This is a genomic window from Streptomyces glaucosporus, from assembly GCF_039533345.1.
GTDB lineage: Bacteria > Actinomycetota > Actinomycetes > Streptomycetales > Streptomycetaceae > Streptomyces > Streptomyces glaucosporus.
Window position 1 is genome coordinate 106,476 of record NZ_BAAATJ010000006.1, and the last position, 24,449, is coordinate 130,924.

Annotated in this window: 22 protein-coding genes; 18 read left to right on the forward strand and 4 right to left on the reverse strand. The window is 72.5% G+C overall.

What is annotated here, in order from left to right:
• Positions 1 to 260: 260 nt before the first annotated feature.
• Positions 261 to 776 (forward strand): hypothetical protein, encoded by a 516-nt coding sequence (locus ABD358_RS09580; protein WP_344630464.1) that lies wholly within the window; start codon positions 261 to 263, stop codon positions 774 to 776.
• A 4-nt stretch (positions 777 to 780) separates the two neighbouring features.
• On the opposite strand, the gene ABD358_RS09585 is transcribed toward ABD358_RS09580, so the two are convergent.
• Entirely contained in the window at positions 781 to 1,092 is a 312-nt protein-coding gene (locus ABD358_RS09585; RefSeq protein ID WP_344630465.1) for a ferredoxin, read from the reverse strand.
• 278 nt (positions 1,093 to 1,370) lie between these two features.
• Here ABD358_RS09585 and arc point away from each other — a divergent pair, with 278 nt between their 5' ends.
• From arc to prcA, 5 genes are all read left to right on the forward strand, one after another.
• A complete protein-coding gene (gene arc / locus ABD358_RS09590) occupies positions 1,371 to 3,137 on the forward strand; it encodes a proteasome ATPase (protein WP_344630466.1) in 1,767 nt (588 codons plus the stop codon).
• 252 nt (positions 3,138 to 3,389) lie between these two features.
• The gene (dop, locus tag ABD358_RS09595) at positions 3,390 to 4,901 is read left to right on the forward strand and encodes a depupylase/deamidase Dop (protein ID WP_344630467.1); all 1,512 of its coding nucleotides are present in this window, start codon (positions 3,390 to 3,392) and stop codon (positions 4,899 to 4,901) included.
• Between the two features lie 173 nt (positions 4,902 to 5,074).
• Positions 5,075 to 5,293: a ubiquitin-like protein Pup gene (locus tag ABD358_RS09600; protein WP_344630468.1), complete on the forward strand. Its 219-nt coding sequence runs from the start codon at positions 5,075 to 5,077 to the stop codon at positions 5,291 to 5,293.
• Between the two features lie 123 nt (positions 5,294 to 5,416).
• Positions 5,417 to 6,262, forward strand: a complete 846-nt coding sequence (prcB, locus tag ABD358_RS09605) for a proteasome subunit beta (RefSeq protein WP_344630469.1) — start codon at positions 5,417 to 5,419, stop codon at positions 6,260 to 6,262.
• 23 nt (positions 6,263 to 6,285) lie between these two features.
• Entirely contained in the window at positions 6,286 to 7,077 is a 792-nt protein-coding gene (gene prcA / locus ABD358_RS09610; protein WP_344630470.1) for a proteasome subunit alpha, read from the forward strand.
• 33 nt (positions 7,078 to 7,110) lie between these two features.
• On the opposite strand, the gene ABD358_RS09615 is transcribed toward prcA, so the two are convergent.
• Complete coding sequence (locus ABD358_RS09615) at positions 7,111 to 8,175, reverse strand: LacI family DNA-binding transcriptional regulator (RefSeq protein WP_344630471.1); 1,065 nt, start codon at positions 8,173 to 8,175, stop codon at positions 7,111 to 7,113.
• 139 nt (positions 8,176 to 8,314) lie between these two features.
• On the opposite strand from ABD358_RS09615, the gene ABD358_RS09620 reads away from it, so the two are divergent.
• From ABD358_RS09620 to ABD358_RS09670, 11 genes are all read left to right on the forward strand, one after another.
• Positions 8,315 to 9,574, forward strand: a complete 1,260-nt coding sequence (locus ABD358_RS09620) for an MFS transporter (protein ID WP_344630472.1) — start codon at positions 8,315 to 8,317, stop codon at positions 9,572 to 9,574.
• A gap of 161 nt (positions 9,575 to 9,735) precedes the next feature.
• On the forward strand, positions 9,736 to 11,097 hold the full coding sequence (pafA, locus tag ABD358_RS09625) for a Pup--protein ligase (protein ID WP_344630473.1): 1,362 nt from the start codon (positions 9,736 to 9,738) through the stop codon (positions 11,095 to 11,097).
• Between the two features lie 123 nt (positions 11,098 to 11,220).
• Positions 11,221 to 12,234: an FKBP-type peptidyl-prolyl cis-trans isomerase gene (locus tag ABD358_RS09630; protein ID WP_344630474.1), complete on the forward strand. Its 1,014-nt coding sequence runs from the start codon at positions 11,221 to 11,223 to the stop codon at positions 12,232 to 12,234.
• A 77-nt stretch (positions 12,235 to 12,311) separates the two neighbouring features.
• Positions 12,312 to 12,683, forward strand: a complete 372-nt coding sequence (locus ABD358_RS09635; RefSeq protein ID WP_344630475.1) for an FKBP-type peptidyl-prolyl cis-trans isomerase — start codon at positions 12,312 to 12,314, stop codon at positions 12,681 to 12,683.
• Positions 12,684 to 12,841: 158 nt separating this feature from the next.
• Positions 12,842 to 13,831 (forward strand): helix-turn-helix transcriptional regulator, encoded by a 990-nt coding sequence (locus ABD358_RS09640; RefSeq protein ID WP_344630476.1) that lies wholly within the window; start codon positions 12,842 to 12,844, stop codon positions 13,829 to 13,831.
• A gap of 15 nt (positions 13,832 to 13,846) precedes the next feature.
• Positions 13,847 to 14,812, forward strand: coding sequence for a helix-turn-helix transcriptional regulator (locus ABD358_RS09645; protein WP_344630477.1), 966 nt, complete (start codon positions 13,847 to 13,849; stop codon positions 14,810 to 14,812).
• Positions 14,813 to 14,870: 58 nt separating this feature from the next.
• Positions 14,871 to 15,071 carry a hypothetical protein gene (locus ABD358_RS09650; protein ID WP_344630478.1) on the forward strand — a complete coding sequence of 67 codons (201 nt, stop codon included), beginning with the start codon at positions 14,871 to 14,873 and terminating at the stop codon, positions 15,069 to 15,071.
• Between the two features lie 251 nt (positions 15,072 to 15,322).
• Positions 15,323 to 15,607 (forward strand): Sec-independent protein translocase subunit TatA, encoded by a 285-nt coding sequence (gene tatA, locus ABD358_RS09655; protein ID WP_344630479.1) that lies wholly within the window; start codon positions 15,323 to 15,325, stop codon positions 15,605 to 15,607.
• Positions 15,608 to 15,723: 116 nt separating this feature from the next.
• Positions 15,724 to 16,629: a twin-arginine translocase subunit TatC gene (tatC, locus tag ABD358_RS09660; RefSeq protein ID WP_344630480.1), complete on the forward strand. Its 906-nt coding sequence runs from the start codon at positions 15,724 to 15,726 to the stop codon at positions 16,627 to 16,629.
• A 16-nt stretch (positions 16,630 to 16,645) separates the two neighbouring features.
• Positions 16,646 to 17,554, forward strand: a complete 909-nt coding sequence (locus tag ABD358_RS09665; RefSeq protein ID WP_344630481.1) for a diacylglycerol kinase — start codon at positions 16,646 to 16,648, stop codon at positions 17,552 to 17,554.
• Positions 17,555 to 17,599: 45 nt separating this feature from the next.
• Complete coding sequence (locus ABD358_RS09670; protein ID WP_344630482.1) at positions 17,600 to 20,410, forward strand: DEAD/DEAH box helicase; 2,811 nt, start codon at positions 17,600 to 17,602, stop codon at positions 20,408 to 20,410.
• A 161-nt stretch (positions 20,411 to 20,571) separates the two neighbouring features.
• On the opposite strand, the gene ABD358_RS09675 is transcribed toward ABD358_RS09670, so the two are convergent.
• Both ABD358_RS09675 and ABD358_RS09680 read right to left on the reverse strand, forming a co-directional pair.
• Complete coding sequence (locus tag ABD358_RS09675) at positions 20,572 to 21,441, reverse strand: siderophore-interacting protein (protein ID WP_344630483.1); 870 nt, start codon at positions 21,439 to 21,441, stop codon at positions 20,572 to 20,574.
• A gap of 74 nt (positions 21,442 to 21,515) precedes the next feature.
• Positions 21,516 to 22,448, reverse strand: coding sequence for a 5'-3' exonuclease (locus ABD358_RS09680; RefSeq protein WP_344630576.1), 933 nt, complete (start codon positions 22,446 to 22,448; stop codon positions 21,516 to 21,518).
• A 240-nt stretch (positions 22,449 to 22,688) separates the two neighbouring features.
• Here ABD358_RS09680 and ABD358_RS09685 point away from each other — a divergent pair, with 240 nt between their 5' ends.
• Positions 22,689 to 24,392 carry a BCCT family transporter gene (locus ABD358_RS09685; RefSeq protein WP_344630484.1) on the forward strand — a complete coding sequence of 568 codons (1,704 nt, stop codon included), beginning with the start codon at positions 22,689 to 22,691 and terminating at the stop codon, positions 24,390 to 24,392.
• Positions 24,393 to 24,449 lie beyond the last annotated feature (57 nt).

Sequence of the window (24,449 nt, forward strand, 5' to 3'; positions counted from 1 at the left end):
CGCCCGGCGGGGCGGGCCGGACCCGGCCGTTCCGCCGCCGTGTGATGTGTGGCACGATGCTGGACACCCCCGGCCGCCCGCACTCACAGGAGTCGACCCGCGTGCAGCTTCCGGCAGGCTCTGCGCCGTCCCCCTCCGCGTCGTCCCCTTCCGGGTCCCGTCCCGCTCCCTCCGCGTACGTCCCTCCCCAGCCCGCCCCGGCGGCGCCGTCCTCCCCGCCGCCTTCCCGTCCCGCGCTTCCGCACACCCGCGCCCGCGCGGTGCACTGGATCGTCACGGCCGCGGCGCTGGGCGCCGTGCTGGGCGGCGCCGCGCTCCTGCGGCCCGCCGGCGCCACGGCCACGCCGACCCCGGACGCCGCGGTGGCCCCCGGCCCGGACGCGGAGGAGGCCCGCTACCCGCTGGACTGCGGACGCGAACGGCCCGAGGTGACCGACCGGGCCGCGGTGGACTTCGACGGCGACGGGCGGGCCGAGACCGTCGCGGCGGTCCGCTGTCCCGCGGGGATCGGCACACCGCCCGGCGGGGTGTACGTCCTGGCGCACCCCACCCGCGAGGGAGCCCGGCCGAGGATCGCCGAGACCCTGGTGGACCCGGAGGAGGGCATGACCGTGCAGAGGCTCACCGCCCGCGACGGCACGGTCCGCGCCCGCCTGCTCGGCTACTCCTCGGACGAGGTGCCCCGCTGCTGTCCGGACCGGATGAGGGACGTCGAGTGGGACTGGCGGGACGGGACGTTCGTGCTGGAGGCGGCGCCCACGGCGCGGAGCGTGTGACCCGCTACCGCGCGTCGGGGCCGTACACCTCGGTCTTGTCCGAAACCCGTCGTACGTGGATGCATTCGCCCGGGCACTCCCGGGCCGAGTCCACCACGTCGCCGAGGAGCGGCAGCGGCACGGGGGCGGCCGCTCCCGGTTCCGTCAGCAGCTCCGCCTCACCGCCGTCGGGGGCCGGGGGCTTGACGTAGGCGAGCCCGTCGACGTCCAGCTCGAAGACGTCGGGCGCGTACTGGGCGCAGATGCCGTCCCCGGTGCAGAGGTCCTGGTCGATCCAGACTTCCAGTTCCTCGGCCTGTTCCTTCTGCGCACCCATGCCGCTGCCTGCCGTTCCTGCCCTCGTGACCGGACTGTGTACCGGAAACCTGATGTGATCTTGGCGAAATAGAGCCACCCGTGACGGGGGTTGGCGGTCTCGACGATACAACCGACCTCTTTCCGGGAGGGTTGGGTGGGTATTCACCCGGGGTAAGGGAGTGCGCAAGGGTGAAGATCGGACAAGGCCCGACCGTCTTCGTGATCTAGGGGTTTCAACCCCCGGCACGCCAGGTAGGGTCAGGAAGCGTCCAGCTCCCCTTGGAGGAGGTGAGGACCGTGGCAGCCCACGACGACGACATCAACCGCGGCATCCGGCCCGAGCGGGGTACCGACGACCCGGCCGGCCAGGTTGCCCATCTCGAGCAGGAGATCGCCGTCCTGCGCCGCAAGCTCGCCGACTCTCCGCGGCACACTCGGATTCTCGAGGAGCGGATCGTCGAGCTGCAGACGAACCTGGCCAGCGTGTCCGCGCAGAACGAGCGGCTCGCCAGCACACTCCGCGAGGCCCGCGACCAGATCGTGGCCCTCAAGGAGGAGGTCGACCGGCTGGCCCAGCCACCGGCCGGCTTCGGGGTCTTCCTGCAGGCGAACGAGGACGGCACGGCCGACATCTTCACCGGCGGGCGCAAGCTCCGGGTGAACGTCAGCCCCAGCATCGACCTCGGCGAGCTCAAGCGTGGCCAGGAGGTCATGCTGAACGAGGCGCTCAACGTGGTCGAGGCCATGGACTTCGAGCGCGCCGGGGACATCGTCACCCTCAAGGAGGTCCTGGAGGACGGCGAGCGCGCCCTGGTGATAGGGCACACCGACGAGGAGCGCGTGGTGCGGCTCGCCGAGCCGCTGCTGAACACCACGCTGCGCGCCGGTGACGCGCTGCTGCTGGAGCCGCGCTCCGGGTACGTCTACGAGGTCGTCCCCAAGAGCGAGGTCGAGGAGCTCGTCCTCGAAGAGGTCCCGGACATCGACTACACCAGGATCGGCGGCCTGGGCGGGCAGATCGAGCTCATCCGCGACGCGGTGGAGCTGCCCTACCTCTACCCGGACCTGTTCAAGGAGCACGAACTCCGTCCGCCCAAGGGCGTCCTGCTGTACGGGCCGCCCGGCTGCGGCAAGACGCTCATCGCCAAGGCCGTCGCCAACTCCCTGGCCAAGAAGGTCGCCGAGGTGACCGGGCGGCCCCAGGGGAAGAGCTACTTCCTCAACATCAAGGGTCCCGAGCTGCTCAACAAGTACGTCGGCGAGACGGAGCGGCACATCCGGCTGGTCTTCCAGCGCGCGAGGGAGAAGGCGAGCGAGGGCACGCCCGTCATCGTCTTCTTCGACGAGATGGACTCCCTCTTCCGCACCCGCGGCTCCGGCGTCAGCTCGGACGTGGAGAACACCATCGTCCCGCAGCTGCTCTCGGAGATCGACGGTGTGGAGGGCCTGGAGAACGTCATCGTCATCGGCGCCTCCAACCGCGAGGACATGATCGACCCGGCGATCCTGCGCCCCGGCCGCCTCGATGTGAAGATCAAGATCGAGCGTCCGGACGCCGAGGCCGCCAGGGACATCTTCTCGAAGTACCTGACGCCCAACCTCCCGCTGCACCCGGACGACCTCGCGGAGCACAACAACGACCCCGAGGCGACCGTCGCCGCGATGATCCAGTCGGTCGTCGAGCACATGTACGCGGAGTCCGAGGAGAACCGCTTCCTGGAGGTCACCTACGCCAACGGTGACAAGGAGGTCCTGTACTTCAAGGACTTCAACTCGGGCGCGATGATCCAGAACATCGTCGACCGGGCCAAGAAGATGGCGATCAAGGCGTACCTGGACCACAACCAGAAGGGTCTGCGGGTCTCCCACCTGCTCGCCGCGTGCGTGGACGAGTTCAAGGAGAACGAGGACCTGCCCAACACCACCAACCCCGACGACTGGGCCCGCATCTCCGGCAAGAAGGGCGAGCGGATCGTCTTCATCCGCACCCTCGTCACCGGAAAGCAGGGCGCGGACACCGGACGCTCCATCGACACGGTGGCCAACACCGGTCAGTACCTGTAAGAAGTCACCGTCCGGCTGCGGATGTCCGGGTTCCCCTCCCGCCGGGAGGGGAATGGCATCCGCAGCCGGATCTTTTCCGAGGAAGGCGGGGAGGTCGGCGATGATCTCCCAACCGCGGTCCGACCGTCCTAGGCTCGTCCGTACTGCCGCCTCGCGCAGTGCGGGCCCGAGGACCGGGTACGGGCCGGCGGAGGCGCAGCGGGACTTGAGCGGCGGCCCGACGGCGGGCCGCCGCCGGGCAAGGAGGGCCGCATGACCGTACGGCGAGTAATGGGCATCGAGACGGAGTACGGGATCTCCGTGCCCGGCCATCCGAACGCCAATGCCATGCTCACCTCGTCCCAGGTCGTCAACGCCTACGCGGCGGCGATGCACCGGGCGCGCCGCGCCCGCTGGGACTTCGAGGAGGAGAACCCGCTGCGCGACGCCCGCGGATTCGACCTCGCGCGCGAGGCCGCCGACGCCAGCCAGCTCACGGACGAGGACATCGGCCTGGCGAACGTGATCCTCACCAACGGCGCGCGGCTGTACGTCGACCACGCCCACCCGGAGTACAGCGCCCCCGAGGTGACCAATCCGCGCGACGCGGTGCTGTGGGACAAGGCGGGCGAGCGGATCATGGCGGAGGCCGCCCGCCGCGCGGCCGAGACCCCCGGCGCCCGTCCGATCCACCTCTACAAGAACAACACCGACAACAAGGGCGCCTCCTACGGGACGCACGAGAACTACCTGATGAAGAGGGAGACCCCCTTCTCGGAGATCGTGCGCCACCTGACGCCCTTCTTCGTCTCCCGCCAGGTCGTCACCGGCGCGGGCCGGGTCGGAATCGGCCAGGACGGCTCGGAGCACGGCTTCCAGATCAGCCAGCGGGCCGACTACTTCGAGGTCGAGGTCGGCCTGGAGACCACGCTCAAGCGGCCCATCATCAACACCCGCGACGAGCCGCACGCGGACGCCGAGAAGTACCGCCGGCTGCACGTGATCGTCGGGGACGCCAATCTGTCGGAGATCTCCACCTACCTCAAGCTCGGCACCACCTCCCTGGTGCTGTCCATGATCGAGGACGGCTTCATCGCCGTCGACCTGGCCGTGGACCAGCCCGTGCGCACCCTGCACGAGGTCAGCCACGATCCGTCGCTGCGGCACCTGGTCACGCTGCGCAGCGGGCGGAGGCTCACCGCGGTGCAGCTGCAGATGGAGTACTACGAGCTGGCGCGCAAGTACGTGGAGGAGCGCTGGGGCACGGACGCCGACGAGCAGACCAGGGACGTCCTGGCCCGCTGGGAGGACGTCCTGGGCCGTCTGGAGAACGACCCGATGAGCCTGGCGGGCGAGCTGGACTGGGTGGCCAAGAGAGAGCTGATGGAGGGCTACCGGCGCCGCGACGGCCTCGACTGGGACGCCGCCCGGCTGCACCTGGTGGACCTGCAGTACGCCGACGTGCGCCCCGACAAGGGCCTGTACAACCGCCTGGTGGCCCGCGGCAGGATGAAGCGGCTGCTGGACGAGGCCGAGGTGGAGCGGGCCTGCAGCAAGCCTCCGGAGGACACCAGGGCGTACTTCCGCGGCCGCTGCCTGGAGCAGTACGCCGACGCGGTGGCCGCCGCCTCCTGGGACTCGGTGATCTTCGACCTGCCCGGCCGCGACTCCCTGCAGCGGGTGCCCACCCTGGAGCCGCTGCGCGGCACGCGGGCGCACGTCGAGGGGCTGCTGGACCGCTGCCGCACGGCCGAGGAGCTGGTCCGCACGCTCTCCGGGCGCTGATCCCTGCCGCGGCGGACGGCTGAACACCGCCGTGCCGGGGAATCATGGAGGTGGCTTCCGGGCGTTGCGGCGACGAGTGGCAGTGAATCGTCGGAGACAGGAGAGAAGGGCCGATGTCGGACCCGGCCTGTAGGGTCCGATCTTGTACCGTCCAACCGAGCGGGGTGAGGTATATGGCGACCAAGGACACCGGCGGCGGTCAGCAGAAGGCGACGCGCTCCACCGAGGAGGTCGACGAGCAGGCGCAGGACGCGCAGGTCTCGGAGGACCTCAAGGAGCGCCACGAGGCGCTGTCGGACGAAGTGGACTCCGTCCTGGACGAGATCGACGACGTCCTCGAGGAGAACGCCGAGGACTTCGTGCGGTCCTTCGTCCAGAAGGGCGGCGAGTAAGGATGTCTCCCCGTCCCGCGCCCCCGCGACCGCGGGGGTGCGGGACGGATGACATCGGCCGCCGGGGGTAAGGTCCGTGCAGTGTTCCATGATCTGCTTTCATGATCTCGTGGAAGGAAACGTGTGGAAGCCAACACTCGTAGCTCAGGGCGTCTGCCGGCTGCCTTCCTGACGCCGGGCTCGTCCTCGTTCCTGGACTTCCTGTCCGAGCATGCGCCCGAGCAGCTCCCCGGCAACCGTCCGCTGCCCCCCGTGAAGGGCGCCGTCGAGGCGCCGCACGGCACGACGATCGTCGCGGTCGCCTTCCCCGGCGGCGTGGTGCTGGCCGGCGACCGGCGGGCGACGATGGGCAACATGATCGCGCAGCGCGACATCGAGAAGGTCTTCCCGGCCGACGAGTACAGCGCGGTCGGCATCGCCGGAACCGCCGGGATCGCCGTGGAGATGGTCAAGCTCTTCCAGCTCGAACTGGAGCACTTCGAGAAGGTGGAGGGCACCACCCTCTCGCTGGAGGGCAAGGCCAACCGTCTGTCCACGATGATCCGCGGCAACCTCGGCATGGCGATGCAGGGCCTGGCGGTGATCCCGCTGTTCGCCGGGTACGACATCGACCGGGAGAAGGGACGCATCTTCTCCTACGACGTCACCGGCGGCCGCTCGGAGGAGCTGGGCTTCGCGGCCGTCGGCTCCGGTTCGGTCTTCGCGCGCGGCTCCCTGAAGAAGCTCCACCGGGACGACCTCACCGAGCGGGAGGCGACCACGGTGGTCGTCCAGGCGCTGTACGACGCGGCGGAGGACGACTCCGCGACCGGCGGTCCCGACCTCGTCCGCCGCATCTACCCCGTGGTCACGGTGATCACCGAGGACGGCTTCAGGAAGCTCGCCGAGGACGAGGTCGCCGAGATCGCCCGTTCGGTGCACGACGGCCGGCTCCAGTCGCCCAACGGGCCCCAGGCCCCGGTGCTCTAACACAAGAAAGGGACGGATAGCCGGTGTCGACGCCGTTCTATGTCTCACCCCAGCAGGCGATGGCGGACCGCGCCGAGTACGCCCGCAAGGGCATCGCGCGCGGTCGCAGCGTGGTCGTTTTGCAGTACACCGACGGCATCGTGTTCGTCGCCGAGAACCCCTCTCGCGCACTGCACAAGGTCAGCGAGATCTACGACCGGATCGCCTTCGCGGCGGTGGGCAAGTACAACGAGTTCGAGAACCTCCGCATCGGCGGCGTCCGCTACGCCGACCTGCGGGGCTACACCTACGCCCGGACCGACGTCACCGCGCGGGGCCTGGCCAACGTGTACGCCCAGACCCTGGGCACCATCTTCTCCAGCGTGGCGGAGAAGCCGTACGAGGTGGAGCTGATCGTCGCCGAGGTCGGGGAGGGCCCCGAGGACGACCAGATCTACCGGCTCCCGCACGACGGCTCGATCGTCGACGAGCACGGCTCGGTGGCGGTGGGCGGCAACGCCGACCAGATCAGCAGCTACCTCGGCCAGCGCCACCGGGACGGGATGACCCTGGGCGAGGCGCTGAGGCTGGCGGTGGAGTCCCTGAGCCGGGACACCAACGGCGGTGAGCGGACCCTCACCGCCGACCAGCTGGAGGTCGCCGTCCTGGACCGCACCCGGCCCCGGCAGCGCAAGTTCAGGCGCATCCTGGGCGGCCAGCTCTCCCGGCTGCTGGAGGAGGGCGGCGCGCCCGCCGGCGGCGCCGCGGCCGAGGGAGCCGGGGGCGGGTCCTCCGGCTCTCCGGGCACCCCGGGGGACGACGCCTCCGGCGAGTGACCTCCGCTCCGACGCCCGCGCGCCCCGGCGGCCTCAGCGCCCGCCGGGGCGCGCGGGCGTGTCCGGAGGCGGGGCGGTGGAGCCCCGCACGGTCAGTGCCACCGGAAGGGTGGTGACCTCCGCCGGGCCGCCCTGGGCGCCACCGGGCACCCCGGTGGCGCCCAGGGCGGCCAGCAGGGCCCGCATGCCGGCCGCGCCCGCCTCCTCCGCGGGCAGCCGCACGGTCGTGAGCTCCGGTTCGAGCGCGGTGGCGAGGGAGAGGTCGTCGAAGCCGGTGACGGAGACGTCCTCCGGCACCCGCAGTCCCAGCCGCCGCGCCGCCTTGCAGGCGCCCGCGGCGAGCAGGTCGTCGTCGCACACCAGCGCGGTCGGGCGGGGGTCGGCCGCCAGCAGGTCCCGGGCGGCGCGCATCCCGCCGGCCACGGTCAGCGCGGCCGGCCGCGCGAGGGGCGGTTCGCACCCGGCCGCGCGCACCGCCGCGGCGAGGGCCTTCGCCCGCACCCGGAAGGTCCAGGAGTCCACGTCCGCAAAGATGTGGGCCAGCCGCCGGTGCCCCAGGCCGAGCAGGTGGGCCGCCACCTGCCGCATGCCGTCGGCGATGTCGAGGTTGACGGTGGCCGCCGCCCGGGTCCGCTCCGGTTCGCTGTCGAGCATGACCAGCGGCAGGTCGCCGCCGGCGTGCAGGGCGGCCAGCGCCTCGGAGGCCATCGAGGAGGCGATCACGCCGTCCAGCGCGGCGCTCGCGGAGTCGAAGGGGTCCCGCGCGGGCCCGACCCCTTCCGGGGACGGGTAGAGCACCACGCCGAAGCCGTGCTCGGCGGCGACCCGGGCGGTGCCCGCGTGGAGGCGGGCGAAGAACTCGTTGGTGAGTGCCGGAACGACCAGCAGGGCGGTGCGGGTCCGGCCCAGACGCAGGCTGCGCGCGGCCTGGTTGGGCCGGTAGCCCAGCTCGCGCGCCGCCGCGCGCACCGCCTCCGCCTTCCCCGGCGACACCCTGCCGCGCCACTTGCCGCGCAGCACCAGGGAGACGGCCGCCTGCGAGACCCCGGCCGCGCGGGCCACGTCCCGGCTCGTCGGCCGGGAACGGTCGCTGGTCACGGGCGGACTCCTCGGGGAAGGGGACGGGGCGGGCGGTCAGGCATGGACCGCGGGGCTGCCTCATGGTACGTATGACGGAGCACGTTATACGTAACACTCCACGAGTGCCGGGGAGAACCGGCGGAAGAGGGGCCGACACATGGCGACGGGCTACGCCGAACTGCTGCGGGCCAGACACGCGGTACGGCTCCTCGTGGGCACCCTGGTCGGACGACTGCCGAACGCCACGGCCGCCCTGGCCATCGTGCTGTTCGTCCGGGCGGAGGGCGGCGGCTACACGCTGGCGGGCGTCCTGTCGGCCGTCTACGGCCTGTCCAACGCCGTCGGCCAGCCGCTGCTGGGCCGCGCGGTGGACCTGTGGGGCCAGCCGAGGGTGATGCTGCCCGCCGCGCTGCTCTCCGGGACGGGCATGGCCGTCCTCGCCCTCGCCGGGATCGCCTCCCTGCCCGTCGCCTGCGCCGCGACGCTCGTCGCCGGGGTGTTCACCCCGCCCCTGGAGGGAGGTCTGCGCGCCCTGTGGCCCAGCGTCCTGAAGCGGCCCGACCGGGTGCACGCCGCCTACGCGCTCGACGCGGTCGCCCAGGAGGTGATGTTCACCCTCGGGCCGCTGGCCGTGACCGTGCTGGTGGCCGTCTGGAACGAGGCCGCCGCCCTGCTGGTGGTCAACGCCCTGGGGGTCCTGGGTGCCCTGTCCGTGGTGGTCTCGCCGCCCTCCCGCCGGTGGCGCTCCGCCCCGCGCGAGGCCCACTGGCTGGGCGCCCTGCGCTCCGGCGGCCTGCTGGCCCTGCTCGGCGGTTTCTTCTTCGTCGGCCTCGCCCTGGGGACGATCTCCGTGGCCGCGGTCGCCTACGCCGACGCCCACGGCGACAGCCTGATCTCCACCTGGCTGCTCTCGGCGCTGGGGGCGGGCGCCCTGGTCGGCGGCCTGGTCTACGGGGGACGGGAGTGGCCGGGGGAGCCGGAGACGAGGCTGCGCGTGCTGGTGGCGGCCCTGGCGGTGGGCTACCTGCCGCTGGTGCTGGTCCCGGGGCCGGCGGCGATGACCTTCCTGGCCGGTGTCTCCGGGGTGTTCCTGGCCCCCTCGATCGCCTGCGCCTTCGTCGTCGTGGACCGGCACGCCCCGGCCGGCACGGTCACCGAGGCGTTCTCCTGGCTGGTGACGGCCTTCGGCGTCGGCGCGGCGGCGGGCACGGCCGTGGTGGGCCCGGTCATCGAGCGGGGCGGCCCGGCGGCGGGCTTCTCCGTCGCCGGCGCGGGTGGCTTCGCCGCGCTGCTCGTCCTGCTGGCCACCCGCCGGGTCCTGGCGCCCCCGGTCTCCGGGCCGGGAGCCCTCACCCGGGTGAAAAGCGACCGGGCCGGAGACGCCGAAGCCGGTTTCACGGCCGGGCGGCAGGCGTAAGGTTCCATCGTGACTCCGCTCCCCGTCCGAGGAAGGAGGCTTCCGACCCGGGGGTCGCGGTCCCGCCGAACGATCCCCTGCGGGACTGACGTAAACCAGCACGAACCAGGGAATGAACTTCTCCACCGGCCAAAACCGGTAGTTCCCTCGTTAGGAGTCTGATGGACCGCCGAATCTTCGGACTGGAGAACGAGTACGGCGTCACGTGTACGTTCCGGGGGCAGCGGCGCCTGTCTCCTGACGAGGTGGCGCGGTACCTCTTCCGCCGTGTCGTGTCATGGGGCCGCAGCAGCAACGTCTTCCTCCGCAACGGCGCACGCCTCTACCTCGACGTGGGCTCGCACCCGGAGTACGCCACCCCGGAGTGCGACAACGTGGTCGAACTGGTCACCCACGACAAGGCCGGCGAGCGCATCCTCGAAGGCCTCCTCGTCGACGCCGAGCGCCGCCTGCACGAGGAGGGCATCGCGGGCGACGTCTACCTCTTCAAGAACAACACCGACTCGGCGGGGAACTCCTACGGGTGCCACGAGAACTACCTGGTGGCCCGGCACGGGGAGTTCTCGCGCCTGGCGGACGTCCTCATCCCGTTCCTCGTCACCCGGCAGCTCATCTGCGGCGCGGGCAAGGTGCTCCAGACCCCGCGCGGCGCGGTCTACTGCGTCAGCCAGCGGGCCGAGCACATCTGGGAAGGCGTCAGCTCCGCCACCACCCGCTCCCGGCCGATCATCAACACCCGCGACGAGCCGCACGCCGACGCCGAGCGCTACCGGCGCCTGCACGTCATCGTCGGCGACTCCAACATGTCCGAGACGACCATGCTGCTCAAGGTCGGCGCCACCGACCTGGTGCTGCGCATGATCGAGGCGGGCACGGTCATGCGCGACCTGACCCTGGAGAACCCGATCCGGGCGATCCGCGAGGTCAGCCACGACATCACCGGGCAGCGCAAGGTCCGGCTGGCCAACGGGCGCGAGGCCTCGGCGCTGGAGGTCCAGCAGGAGTACTACGAGAAGGCCGCCGACTTCTGCGAGCGCCGCGGCATCCGCACGGGCGTGGTCGACCGGGTCCTGGAGCTGTGGGGGCGCACCCTGGAGGCGGTCCGCACCCAGGAGCTCGACAAGGTCAACACCGAGATCGACTGGGTGATGAAATACCAGCTCATCGAGCGGTACCGGGCCAAGAACAACATCACCATGTCGCACCCGAGGGTCGCCCAGATAGACCTCGCGTACCACGACATCCACCGCCGCCGCGGGCTGTACTACCTGCTGGAGCGCAAGGGGCAGGCGGCCAGGGTCTGCAACGACGTCAGGATCTTCGAGGGCAAGTCGGTGCCGCCGCAGACCACCCGCGCCCGGCTGCGCGGCGACTTCATCCGCCGGGCCCAGGAGCAGCGCCGCGACTTCACCGTGGACTGGGTGCACCTGAAGCTGAACGACCAGGCCCAGCGCACGGTGCTGTGCAAGGACCCGTTCCGTTCGGTGGACGAGAGGGTGGAGAAACTCATCGCCGGAATGTGAGCGGGAGGCGAACCGGGAACGAAACCGGTTCTTCCGCGAGTTGTGGGAGGTGAGCCGGGCGGCCCGTAGAGTGGCCGACACGCGCCCGGAACGCCCGGACACCCCCTACCACGAGTTGGACTGATGCAGCAGAATCCCGGGGCACGTCCCCCCCACACCCGCTCCCTCAGGACGGTCGGCCGTCGCGTCGCCGCGGCCCTGGTCGTCCCCGCCCTGCTCTTCACCGCGGCGTGCGGCTCCGGCGACGAGGAAGGTCCCTCGGGGACCGCCACGAAGGTCACCGGCAAGGTCGGGGAGGAGCCGAAGATCACCGTCCCGGAGGACGCGGAGGCTCCCGAGGAGGCCGCCACGAAGGTCGTCGCCGAGGGCAAGGGCGACAAGATGGCCAAGGGCGACTTCGTCCGCATGAACGTCCTCATGACCAACAACGGCCAGGAGCTGATCAACACCTGGAAGCAGCAGCCGCAGGGCGCTCCCGAGGGCGGCGCGCAGCGCCAGGAGATCGTCCGGCTCGACGGGGAGCAGCAGGGGCTCCCCGCCCCGGTCATGGACGCCCTGATCGGCGAGCGGGCCGGCGGCCGTGTCCTGATCGAGGGCACCGCCAAGTCGATCATGGGCGGCGAGATCAACCCGCAGCTCGGGATCAACGAGTCGGACAGCATGGTCTGGGTGGTCGACGCCGTCGCCGCCGCCAAGACCGACGCCAAGGCCGAGGTCAGCGGTGAGCAGGCCCCCGTCGAGGAGGGCATGCCCGAGGTGGAGGCCAGGAAGCAGAAGGCCGCCGCCATCACCGTCCCCAAGGGCGAGAAGGCCCCGAAGAAGCTCAGGCAGCAGGTGCTGATCGAGGGCGACGGGCCCGAGGTGAAGGCCGGCGACGGCCTGATCGCGCAGTACACCGGGGTCAAGTGGGAGGACGGCGAGAAGTTCGACTCCTCCTGGGACCACGGGGGCGCCACCGCCTTCCAGATCGGCACGGGCTCGGTCGTCAAGGGCTGGGACCAGGCGCTGGTCGGCAAGAAGGTCGGCGACCGCGTGCTCCTGGTCATCCCGCCGGAGCTGGCCTACGGCAGCAACCCGCAGTCCGAGCTGGCCCGGAACACCCTGGTGTTCGTGGTCGACATCGTCGGCAAGGTCTGACGGCTTCGGCGATCACCACGGCGCCGGGTCTGCGAGACTGGCACGGTTGACCGAAAGAACTGCGTAGGAGCAACTTCGTGAGCATCGACAAGCCCGAGATCGACTTCCCGGGCGGCGAGCCCCCGGCGGACCTGGAGATCAAGGACATCTGGGAGGGCGACGGACCGGTCGCCAAGGCCGGGGACACCGTCTCCGTCCACTACGTGGGTGTCGCCTTCTCCACCGGCGAGGAGTTCGACGCGAGCTGGAACCGCGGCACCCCGCTGCGCTTCCAGCTCGGTGTCGGCCAGGTCATCCCCGGCTGGGACCAGGGCGTCCAGGGCATGAAGGTCGGCGGTCGCCGCCAGCTGACCATCCCGCCGCACCTGGCCTACGGCGACCGGGGCGCCGGCGGCCGGATCAAGCCCGGCGAGACGCTCATCTTCGTCTGCGACCTGGTCTCCGTCTGACCCCTCCGGCTCCGTGCGGGAGCCGGTGAAGGCGCGGACTCCGAAGCACCGGACACCGCGACCGGGGCCCGTGCCGCACGGCACGGGCCCCGGCTTTGTACCGGGCGTCCCCGGAGCGGTACGGTCGACGGTCGGGACGAGCACGAGAGAGGGCGTCGATGGCCATTGCCAAGGCCGAGCGGCTGATGAACCTGGCGCTGTGCCTGCTGGGGGCCCGGCGTCCGCTGACCAAGCGCGAGCTGCGGGCGTCGATCGAGGCGTACATGGAGGTCGGCGGGGGACCGGGCCGGGCCGGGAGCGAGGACGCCTTCAACCGGATGTTCGAGCGCGACAAGGACGACCTGCGCGAGCTCGGCATGGTCATCGAGACCGTGGAGAACCTCGACGGCGAGATCGCCTACCAGGCCCGCCGCGACAGCAACCGCCTCCCGCCCATCACCCTGGACGCCGAGGAGGCCGCCGCCCTGACCCTGGCCGCCAAGGTCTGGCAGCAGGCCCGCCTCGCCGGCGCCGCCAGCGGCGCCCTGCAGAAGCTGCGCGCCGCCGGGATGCCGCTGGCCGACACCGAGGGCGGCGGCGACCCCTACGGCGGCCACAGCGCCCTGGAGCCCCGCATCCCCGCCCGCGAGCCCGCCTTCGAGCCGCTGATGCTCGCCTGCCGCGACCGGCGCCCGGTCACCTTCGCCTACCGCAAGTCCAACGCCGCCCGCCCCGAGGCCCGGCACGTCGAGCCGTGGACCCTGGAGTGCTGGCGCGGCCACTGGTACCTGGCGGGCTTCGACCGCGACCGGGGCGCCGAGCGCGTCTTCCGGCTGTCCCGCATCACCGGCCCGGTCCGGTCCCGCGCCGGGGCCTACACCGCCGAGGTTCCCGACCACGTCACCGTGCGCGAGACCGTGGAGCGCTGGGCGGGGGAGATCGCCACCGCCACCGCCCGCATCCGGCTGCGGCAGGGCGCCGGCTACCCGCTGCGGGCCAGGGCCACCGAGGTGCGGGACGCCGGGGACGGCTGGGACGAACTGGAGATCCCCTACGGCCACGGGCTGGACGCCTGGCTCGTGGAGTTCGGGCCGGACGTGGTGGTGCTGGAGCCCGCCGAGCTGCGGGCCGACGTGGTGGACCGGCTGCGCGCCGTGGCCAAGGGCTGAGAAGGGACCACCGACATGGCAACCAACGCCATCGACCAGACCCGCCGGATGCTGTCCCTGGTGACCTATCTGCGCGAACGCCCCGGCGCCCGCGTGGAGGACGTCGCCCGGGCCTTCGGCATCACCACCGACGAGCTGATCTCCGACCTCCACGTCCTGCCGATGTGCGGCACCAGCTTCCGCGGCGGGGACCTGCTGGACATCGACACCGACGGCGAGCGCATCTGGTGGCACAACGCCGACGCGGTCGGCTCCGGCACCGGCGAGCCGCTGCGGCTCGCGGCGGACGAGGCCACCGCCCTGCTGGTCGCGGCCCGGGCCGTGGCCACCCTGCCGGGGCTGCGCGAGAGCGACCGCGACGCCCTCCAGCGCGCCACCGCCAAGATCGAGGCGGCGGCGGGCGAGAGCGCCGGGGCCAGCTCCCGGCTGTCGGTCACCTTCGAGTCCGAGGGCGGGGTCTTCGCCGACGTGGACCGGGCCATCGCCGAGCGGCGGCGGCTGTGGATCCGCTACTACTCGCCGGCGCGCGACGAGCTCACCGAGCGGGAGATCGACCCGATCCGGCTGTTCGCCGTGGGCCACACCTACGTCGAGGCGTGGTGCCGGCTGAGCGAGGCGCGCCGCACCTTCCGGCTGGACCGGGTGGCGGAGATCAAGCTGCTCGACGAGCCCTCCGACCCGCCGCCCATCGAGCTGCGCGACCTGTCCGAGGGGCTGGTCCAGCCCTCCGTCTCGGACCCCGAGGTGGTGGTCGAGGTGGGGCCGGGCGGACGCTGGGTCGCCGAGTACTACCCGCACGACAGCGCCGAGGAGCTTCCCGAGGGCGGACTGCGCATCACCCTGCGCACCCCCGACCCGGCCTCCCTGAAGCGCCTCGCCCTCCGGCTGGGCCGCGACGGCCGGATCGTCGCGCCCGAGGAACTGGCCGACAGCGCCCGCGACGCGGCGCGGGCGGCCCTGGCCGCGTACGACGCGGACTGACCGGCGCCGGGGCGGTACCGGGGCGTCGCGGAACCGGGACGTCCACTACGCTCGCCCCATGGCCTGGCCGATGTTCTTCCTCGCACTCGCCTTCTGCGGAATCGCCGTGCTCGGCGTGCTGGCCGTACGGGTCGGGCTGGAGGTGCGGCGCCTGGCCCGCGCGGTCGGCGACGGCTGCGAGCGCCTGGCCCGCGCCGCCGAGGACCTGGAGCGGGCCGCGACCCCGCTGGCGGCACGGGCGGGGCGGACCGACCGCTGACCTCCGCGGTGTCCCGGGCCGTGCTCCGGGAGGACACCGCGACGGGCGAGCCCTCCATACCCCGGCGCGGGGACTGTACTCTTCAAAAGGCGCGCGGTCGGCGACCGTGCCCGGCACCGGGATGACGCAGAGGCATTGCCCCCTGTTCACCCCCCAGGGTTACGATCGCTGCCAGCGCACACGCAGAGGAGCCCGTCCGCATCAGTAGGGCAGGCACGGACACCGCCGCCCCGGCGAGAAGGTAGTGGCACATGCTTGGCAACCTGAGGCCCATGGAGATCGTTCTGATCCTCCTCGTCATCCTGCTGCTGTTCGGCGCCAAGAAGCTCCCCGACATGGCTCGTTCGCTCGGCAAGTCGGCCCGCATCCTCAAGAGCGAGGCCAAGGCCATGAAGAAGGAGAGCGAGGACGAGGCGGCGGCCCGGCAGGACACCTCGGCCCAGCAGCCCGCGCCCAAGACCATCCAGGCCGCGCCCGGTGACGTGACCAGCTCGCGCCCGGTGACCGAGCCCAACCAGCAGGCCGGCAAGAACTGACCGAGCCGCCGCCGGCGCCGCTCGCACACTCCCAGACCACTGACACCGACCGAGGACGTGGGTTGCTCAAGTCCGCCCGCACACAGGGGAAACCGCAGAAGGATCCGGAAGGGCGCATGCCGCTCGCGGAGCACCTGCGGGAGCTGCGCAACCGCCTGATGAAGTCGGTGCTGGCCATCCTGGCCGTCACCGTCGTCGGGCTGGTCTACTACAAGCAGATCGCCGATTTCCTCACCGAGCCCCTCCGCGACTCCGTCGGCTGCACCGCGGGCTTCGGCAGGGCGGCCGAGGAGGGCGAGGCCTGCGCCGAGATCACCCTCAACGGTCTGATCGCCCCCTTCACGGTCATGCTCAAGGTGGGGCTCGCCACCGGTGTGGTGCTCGCCTGCCCGGTCTGGCTCTACCAGCTGTGGGCCTTCCTCGCGCCCGGCCTGCACAGCCACGAGAAGAAGTACGCCCGCGGCTTCGTCGCGGCCGGTGTGCCGCTCTTCCTCAGCGGCGCCTACCTGGCGTACCTGGTCCTGCCGACGATGGCCTCGACCCTGATCGAGTTCACCCCCGAGGGCACCGGCAACCTCGTTCCGCTGGACGACTTCCTCGACATCATCACGCGGATGGTGGTCGTCTTCGGCCTGGCCTTCGAGCTGCCCCTGGTGCTGGTGCTGCTGAACTTCGGCGGTGTCGTCACCGGTCGCAAGCTGCTCGGCTGGTGGCGGGGCATGGTGGTGTCCATCGCCGTCTTCGCCGCCGTCGCCACCCCCAGCGGCGAGCCGCTGACCATGGGCGCCCTGGCCCTGCCGATCGTGCTGCTGTACTTCATCGCCGTCGGGATCTGCCTCCTCAACGACCGCCGGCGCAAGCGCAAGGACCCCTACGCCGGCCTGAGCGACGACGAGGCGTCCCCGCTCGACCACACCCCGGAGACGGTCGGCACGGCCGAGCCCGTCGAAACCGCCGCCCTGCCCGAGAGCACCCCGGAGGACGGTCCGGCCAGGCGGAACGGTTACGACGACGCCACCTGAGCGGTATCGTCCGCGCGTGACCGGTGAGATCACCCTGTTCGTCAACCCCGCCGCGGGCCGCGGCAGGGGTGCGCGCGCCGCCCGGCCCGCCGCCCGCGTCCTGCGGGAGGCGGGCTTCGCCGTGCGGACGGTCGTCGGCGCCACCGCCGGCGACGCGCTGGAGCGGGCCCGCGAGGCCGTCCGCGGCGGCACCGGCGCACTGGTCGCCGTCGGCGGGGACGGCATGGTCTCCCTCGCCCTCCAGGCGGTGGCGGGGACGGGCACCCCGCTGGGCGTCGTCGCGGTCGGCACCGGCAACGACATCGCCCGCACCCTCGGCCTGCCGCTCCGCGCCCCGGCCGCCGCGGGCCGGGTGATCGCCGAGGCCCTCAGGGCGGGGCACGGGCGGACCGTCGACCTCGGCCGCGTCGGCGGGCGCTGGTTCGGCAGCGTGCTGGCCTCGGGCTTCGACTCCCGGGTCAACGACCGGGGCAACCGCATGCGGTGGCCCGCCGGCCGGCTCCGCTACGACCTGGCGATGCTGGCCGAGCTGGCCTCCCTGCGCCCCGTCCCGTACCGCATCGCCCTCGGGGACGGGCCGGCGCGCGAGGTGGAGGCCACGCTGGTGGCGGTCGGCAACGGGCCCTCCTACGGCGGCGGTATGCGGATCTGCTCCGGCGCCCGGCTGGACGACGGGCTGCTGGACGTCACCGTGGTGGGGGAGTGCAGCCGCACCACGCTGCTGCGGGTCTTCCCGCGCGTCTACTCCGGCACGCACCTCGGCCACCCCGCGGTGGCCGTGCACCGGGTGGCCAGGGTCACCCTGGAGGCCCCGGGGGTGACCGGCTACGCCGACGGCGAGCCGCTGGGCCCCCTGCCCCTGACGGCCGAGGCGGTCCCCCGGGCGGTGCGGGTGCTGACCGGGCCCGTGCCCGCCGGGCCGTGAAGATCGGGTGTGATGTCAGCGGCGGCCGGTAGGCTCGTAAGTACGATGACCGAGGACATGTCCCCCGCCGAGCGTTACGCCGCCGCCCGGAAACGCGCCGCCGAGCAGGCCACCGCTCTGGCTCCCTTCCGCGAGATGTACGACTTCGGGCTGGACCCGTTCCAGATCGAGGCGTGCAAGGCCCTGGAGGCCGGGAAGGGCGTACTGGTCGCCGCGCCCACCGGCTCCGGCAAGACGATCGTGGGCGAGTTCGCCGTCCACCTGGCCCTGACGCAGGGCCGCAAGTGCTTCTACACCACGCCCATCAAGGCGCTGTCCAACCAGAAGTACAACGACCTGGTCAAACGCTACGGCGCGAAGCGGGTCGGCCTGCTGACGGGCGACAACAGCATCAACTCCGACGCGCCGGTGGTCGTGATGACCACCGAGGTGCTGCGGAACATGCTCTACGCCGGATCCCAGGCCCTCGGCGGCCTGGGATACGTGGTGATGGACGAGGTCCACTACCTCTCCGACCGCTTCCGCGGCGCCGTCTGGGAGGAGGTCATCATCCACCTCCCGGACTCGGTCACCCTGGTGTCGCTCTCCGCGACGGTCTCCAACGCCGAGGAGTTCGGCGACTGGCTGGACACCGTCCGCGGCGACACCGAGGTGATCGTCTCCGAGCACCGGCCCGTCCCCCTGTGGCAGCACGTCCTGGCCGGGCGGCGGATGTACGACCTGTTCGAGGAGAAGGGCGGTCGGCGCGAGGTCAACCCGGACCTGGTGCGGATGGCCCAGCTGGAGAACAGCCGGCTGCCCGCCTTCCGCGACCGGCGCCGGGGGCGGCTGGTGCGCGAGGCCGACCGCGAGCGGGAGCGGCGCCAGCGCAGCCGGATCTGGACGCCGAGCCGCCCGGAGGTGATCGAGAAGCTGGACTCCGAGGGGCTGCTGCCCGCGATCACCTTCATCTTCAGCCGCGCCGGCTGCGAGGCGGCCGTCCAGCAGTGCCTGTACGCGGGGCTGCGCCTGAACACCGCGGAGCAGCGGGCCCGGGTGCGCGAGATCGTCGAGGAGCGCACCGCCTCCATCCCCGACGAGGACCTCCACGTCCTGGGCTACTTCGAGTGGCTGGAGGGCCTGGAGAGGGGCATCGCCGCGCACCACGCGGGCATGCTGCCCACCTTCAAGGAGGTCGTCGAGGAGCTGTTCGTCCGCGGTCTGGTCAAGGCCGTCTTCGCCACCGAGACGCTGGCGCTGGGCATCAACATGCCCGCCCGGTCGGTGGTGCTGGAGAAGCTGGTCAAGTGGAACGGCGAGCAGCACGTCGACATCACCCCGGGCGAGTACACCCAGCTCACCGGGCGGGCCGGACGGCGCGGGATCGACATCGAGGGGCACGCGGTGGTGCTGTGGCAGCGCGGCATGGACCCGGGCGCCCTGGCCGGGCTCGCCGGCACCCGCACCTACCCGCTGCGCTCCTCCTTCCGGCCGTCGTACAACATGGCCGTCAACCTGGTCTCGCAGTACGGGCGGCACCGCTCGCGCGAGCTGCTGGAGACGTCCTTCGCCCAGTTCCAGGCCGACCGCGCGGTCGTCGGGATCTCCCGCAGGGTGCAGCGCAACGAGGAGGGCCTGGAGGGCTACCGGGAGGCCATGACCTGCCACCTCGGCGACTTCGAGGAGTACGCGCGGCTGCGGCGCGAGCTGAAGGACCGTGAGACGGAGCTGGCCCGCCGGGGAGCCGCGCAGCGGCGGGCCGCGGCGGCCGACTCCCTGGAGAAGCTCCGGCCAGGCGACGTGATCCACGTGCCCACCGGCAAGTTCGCCGGGCTGGCGCTGGTGCTCGACCCGGGCGTCCCGGCCGGGCGCAGTACGGGGGGCCACCGCGGCTGGGAGCACAACGACGGCCCCCGTCCGCTGGTGCTGACCGCCGAGCGGCAGGTCAAGCGGCTGGCCTCCGTGGACTTCCCGGTGCCCGTCGAGCCGCTGGAGCGGATGAGGATCCCCAAGTCCTTCAACCCGCGCAGCCCGCAGTCCCGCCGCGACCTGGCCTCCGCGCTGCGGACCAAGGCCGGGCACCACGAGCCGGCGCGCGGCCGCCGCAGGCAGCGTTCGGAGGCGGCCGATGACACCGAACTCGCCCGGCTGCGCAAGGCCATCCGCGCCCACCCCTGCCACGGCTGCGACCAGCGGGAGGACCACGCCCGCTGGGCGGAGCGCTACTACCGCCTCCAGCGCGACACCCGCCAGCTGGAGCGCCGCATCGAGGGGCGGACGAACACCATCGCCCGCACCTTCGACCGGGTCTGCGCCGTGCTGTCCGACCTCGGCTACCTGCGCGGCGACGAGGTGACCGAGGACGGCAGGCGGCTGGCCCGGCTCTACGGCGAGCTGGACCTGCTGGCGAGCGAGTGCCTGCGGGAGGGCGTCTGGGAGGGCCTGTCCCCGACCGAGCTGGCAGCCTGCGCCTCGGCGCTGGTCTACGAGTCCCGCAGCGCCGACGACGCGCTGCCGCCGACCCTCCCCGGGGGGAACGCCAAGCACGCCCTCGGCGAGATGGTCCGCATCTGGGGCCGGCTGGACGCCCTGGAGGAGGAGCACCGGATCAACCAGGCGGAGGGCGTCGGCCAGCGCGAGCCCGACCTGGGCTTCGCCTGGGCCGCCTACCGCTGGGCGGAGGGCGACGGCCTGGACGCGGTGCTGAGGGAGACCGACATGCCCGCCGGCGACTTCGTGCGCTGGTGCAAGCAGCTCGTCGACGTCCTCGGCCAGATCGCCCAGGCCGCCCCGGAGGGCGGCACGGTCGCGCGCAACGCCCGCCGGGCCGTGGACAAGCTGCTGCGGGGCGTGGTGGCGTACAGCTCCGTCGGCTGACGCCGCCCCTCGCCCGAGAAAGGCCCCGGCCCGGCGCGCGGTACCGACCGCGCGCCGGGCCGGGGCCTTCTCCGGGTGCGACCACGGCGGATGCGCGCCGGCCGGGGGCGGGGCGTCCGGCGCGGCTCCGCCGTGGCCGCCGGGGGCGCGCCGTGTCCGGGTCAGCGTCCCGCCGGGCCGCCGGACGCGGCCGGCGTTCCCTCCTGCTCGGCCTCCACCTGCGCGTTCCACTCCCGCTTCGACGCCTGCCAGCCGTCCTCGTCGTGGCCCAGACGCCAGTAACCGGAGACGGACAGCCGCTCGCGCGGCACCCCCAGCTCCACGCGGAGGTGGCGGCGGAGCTCCCTCACCCAGCCCGCCTCGCCGTGGACGAACGCCTGCACCTCGCCGGGCGGGAGGTCCAGGGCGCGCACCGCCTCGACCAGCCGGTCGCCGATCCGCGCCGTGCCGCGGTGCAGCCAGCGCAGCTCCGCGTTCGGGGGCAGCGACAGCTCCTGCTCCTCCTCCGGCCCCGCGACCTCGACGAACGCGTGCACCGGAGCCCCGCCGGGGATCGCCTCCAGCGAGGCGGCGATGGCGGGCAGCGCGCTCTCGTCGCCCACGAGCAGGTGCCGCCCGGCCTCCGGGGAGGGGCGGTAGCCGCCGCCGGGCCCGAGGAAGAGGACCTCCTCGCCCGGCTCGACGCGCACCGCCCAGGGTCCGGCCAGGCCCTCGTCGCCGTGGAGCGCGAAGTCCAGGGCCAGTTCGCACGCCTCGGGGTCCCAGGCGCGCACGGTGTAGGTGCGGGTGACGGGCCACTGGTCGCGCGGGAGGCTCGCGCGGACGGCGGCGAGGTCGAACGGCTCGGGGTACCGCGCGCCCTCGGCCGGGAACAGCAGCTTGACGTAGTGGTCGGTGTACTCGCCCGCCGGGAAACCGGCGAGGCTCCCACCGCCGAGCACCACGCGGATCATCCGCGGGGTCAGGTACTGCTTGCGGACCACCCGGGCCCGGTTCAGGCGCGGTGTGCGACGGGCCGGACGCTCTGCCACGGGACTCCCTCGTAGGTTGGGTTAGGCATACCTAACCCAACCTACCCGATGGTTCCGCGGTCCGCCCCGTCCTCTCAGCCCGCCAGGGCGTCCAGCAGCCGCCGCAGGGAACCGCCCAGACCCCACGTTTGGCTCAGTTCCTCCAGCTCCCGCGGGTGCAGGGGCTCGGCCGGGAGCGCCGCGTCGAAGTCCGGCAGCGGCACGTCCCCGGCGACCCGCACGACCTTCGGCGCCACGGCGAGGTACTCCCGTGCCGCGTCCAGTCTCCTCCGCTGGGCGGGGGTGAGGCCCGAGGACGGGTCGTCGACCGCGGCGAGGATGCCGTCGAGGTCCCCGTGGGCCTCCAGCAGCCGGGCCGCGGTCTTCTCGCCGACGCCGGGGACGCCCGGCAGGCCGTCGCTGGGGTCGCCGCGCAGCAGCGCCAGGTCCGCGTAGGCCGCCCCGCCCGCCACGCCGTACTTCTCGCGCAGGACCGCCTCGTCGACGACCGTCGGGTCCCCCATGCCCTTGACCGGGTAGAGCACCCGCACCCCGCGCGCGTCGTCGACGAGCTGGAACAGGTCGCGGTCGCCGGTGACGACGTCCACGGGCCCGGAGGCGCGCCGCACGAGGGTGCCGATGACGTCGTCGGCCTCGTAGCCGTCCGCGCCGACGCGGGCGATGCCGACCGCGTCCAGCACCCGCTCGATCACCGGGATCTGCGGGGCCAGGGTGCCGGGCGTCTCCTCCTGCCCCGCCGCCGGCGCCCCCGCCGCGTCCGGGCCCCCGGCGACGGTCTCGGCGACCCGGTGGGCCTTGTAGGAGGGGACCAGCTCCACCCGCCACGCGGGCCGCCAGTCGTTGTCCATGCACGCCACCAGGTCGTCGGGGCGGTGGTCGCGCACCAGCCGGGCGATGAAGTCCAGCAGCCCGCGCACCGCGTTGACCGGTGTGCCGTCAGGGGCCTTCACCGACTCCGGGACCCCGAAGTAGGCGCGGTAGTAGAGGGAGGCGGTGTCGAGCAGCAGGCACTTTCGCGGCGTGGTCATGGGGACATCATGGCCGACCCCACCGACACGCTCCCCCCTCCCTTCCGGGCCGTGCCGCGCGGACGCGGCGGATCGCTCCGAACCTTCGGATAACGGCCCTTCACGGAACGGAGACCCACTCGTGACGCATGACACGACCGAGTCCGGGCAGGGACCCCCGCCGGGCCGCATCCCCCCACCGGCCCGTCAACACCCTTGAGAACAAAAGGAATTGCGCACGTGACAGCACAACAGGCAACAGGAAAACAGGGCGAGAGACAGAAGCGGGCGCCGAAGACCGGGGGAGGAGGGAGGATCACTCCGGGGGTGTTCTGGCCCTCCGCCGCCGTCATCGCCGCCTTCGTCGTCTTCGCCGTGGTCGGCCAGGATCGGGCGGCGGAGACCGTCGGCGAGGTCCACACCGCGATCGTCGGCGACCTCGGCTGGTACTACATGGCGCTGGTGTCGCTCTTCGTGATCTTCGCGCTCTGGGTCGGCATCGGCCGGTACGGCGACATCCGGCTCGGCAAGGACGGTGAGGAGGCCGAGTTCGGGCTGGGTTCCTGGCTCGCGATGCTCTTCGCCGCGGGCATGGGCATCGGCCTGGTCTACTGGGGCGTCGCCGAACCGCTGAACTTCTTCTCCTCCCCCAGGCCGGGCGTGGGCGAGGGCGAGGCCGAGCGCGCGGAGTTCGCCATGGTGCAGACGTTCCTGCACTGGGGCATCCACCCGTGGGCGATCTATGTCGTGGTCGGCCTCGCCGTGGCCTACGCCGTGCACCGCAAGGGCCGCCCGGTGTCGATCCGCTGGACGCTGGAACCGCTCCTCGGGGACCGGATCAGGGGACGGTGGGGCGACGTCATCGACACCGTCGCGATCGTCGGCACCGTCTTCGGCGTGGCCACCTCCCTGGGCCTGGGCGTGCTGCAGATATCCAGCGGCCTGGACTACCTCGGCTGGGCGGACAGCCCGGGCAAGGCCGTCCAGGTGGTTCTGATCATCGCCATCACGGCGATCGCGACCGTCTCCGTGGTGACGGGGGTCGCCAGGGGCATCAGGTGGCTCTCCAACATCAACATGGTGCTGGCCGCGGTCGTGGCGCTGTTCGTGCTGGTCGCCGGGCCGACGCTGTTCATCCTCAGCGGCCTGGTGCAGGACGTCGGCGTCTACCTGCAGGACCTGCTGCGGATGAGCTTCGACACCGGTGCCTCCCAGGGTGAGGAGGGCACCGGCTGGGTGAGCGGCTGGACCGTCTTCTACTGGGGCTGGTGGATCTCCTGGGCGCCGTTCGTGGGCATCTTCATCGCCCGCATCTCCCGCGGCCGGACCGTCCGGGAGTTCATCACCGGCGTGCTGCTGGTGCCGACCGCGCTGACCTTCTTCTGGTTCGCGGTGTTCGGCGGCTCGGCCCTGCACGGCCAGATGTTCGGCAACGACGAGGGGCTGATCGGCGAGGACGGCGCGGTCAGCACCGACAACGCCCTCTTCCAGCTCCTGGACACCCTGCCCGGCGGCGCCTTCATGGCCGGCGTGACGATCCTGCTGATCGTGTTGTTCTTCGTCACCTCCTCGGACTCCGGCTCGTACGTGGTGGCCGCGCTGGCCTCCGGAGGCGCCCCCGAGCCGCCGAGGTGGACCAGGGTGTTCTGGTCCGCCTCGGCGGGACTCGTCGCCATCGCGCTGCTGCTGGCATCCGGTTCCGGCACCGCCTCGCTCGACACGCTCAAGACGACGGCGATCATCATCGCGCTGCCGTTCAGCGTGGTGATGATCGGCATGTGCGCCGCCACGCTCGTCCAATTCCGCCGCGAGCGCCGGGCGTACCTGGAGGCCAGACGGCTGGCCGCCCGGGAGCGGATCGTCGAGGAGGCGGTGGCCGCCATGGAGGCGGACCTGGAGAACCGCGCCCTCCTCGGCCCGCCCGCCTCCCCGGACCGCACGTGACCCCACCGCCGCCCCGCCGGGAGCGGCCGGCGGGGCGGCGGGCCGCCACCGGAGCCG

Excerpts from the sequence above, each read along its gene's own strand:
- ABD358_RS09585 (WP_344630465.1), bottom strand. The coding sequence starts at position 1,092 with ATGGGTGCGCAGAAGGAACAGGCCGAGGAACTGGAAGTCTGGATCGAC.
- dop (WP_344630467.1), top strand. The coding sequence starts at position 3,390 with ATGACCGTACGGCGAGTAATGGGCATCGAGACGGAGTACGGGATCTCC.
- ABD358_RS09600 (WP_344630468.1), top strand. The coding sequence starts at position 5,075 with ATGGCGACCAAGGACACCGGCGGCGGTCAGCAGAAGGCGACGCGCTCC.
- ABD358_RS09620 (WP_344630472.1), top strand. The coding sequence starts at position 8,315 with ATGGCGACGGGCTACGCCGAACTGCTGCGGGCCAGACACGCGGTACGG.
- pafA (WP_344630473.1), top strand. The coding sequence starts at position 9,736 with ATGGACCGCCGAATCTTCGGACTGGAGAACGAGTACGGCGTCACGTGT.
- ABD358_RS09630 (WP_344630474.1), top strand. The coding sequence starts at position 11,221 with ATGCAGCAGAATCCCGGGGCACGTCCCCCCCACACCCGCTCCCTCAGG.
- ABD358_RS09640 (WP_344630476.1), top strand. The coding sequence starts at position 12,842 with ATGGCCATTGCCAAGGCCGAGCGGCTGATGAACCTGGCGCTGTGCCTG.
- ABD358_RS09645 (WP_344630477.1), top strand. The coding sequence starts at position 13,847 with ATGGCAACCAACGCCATCGACCAGACCCGCCGGATGCTGTCCCTGGTG.
- ABD358_RS09650 (WP_344630478.1), top strand. The coding sequence starts at position 14,871 with ATGGCCTGGCCGATGTTCTTCCTCGCACTCGCCTTCTGCGGAATCGCC.
- tatA (WP_344630479.1), top strand. The coding sequence starts at position 15,323 with ATGCTTGGCAACCTGAGGCCCATGGAGATCGTTCTGATCCTCCTCGTC.
- tatC (WP_344630480.1), top strand. The coding sequence starts at position 15,724 with ATGCCGCTCGCGGAGCACCTGCGGGAGCTGCGCAACCGCCTGATGAAG.
- ABD358_RS09670 (WP_344630482.1), top strand. The coding sequence starts at position 17,600 with ATGACCGAGGACATGTCCCCCGCCGAGCGTTACGCCGCCGCCCGGAAA.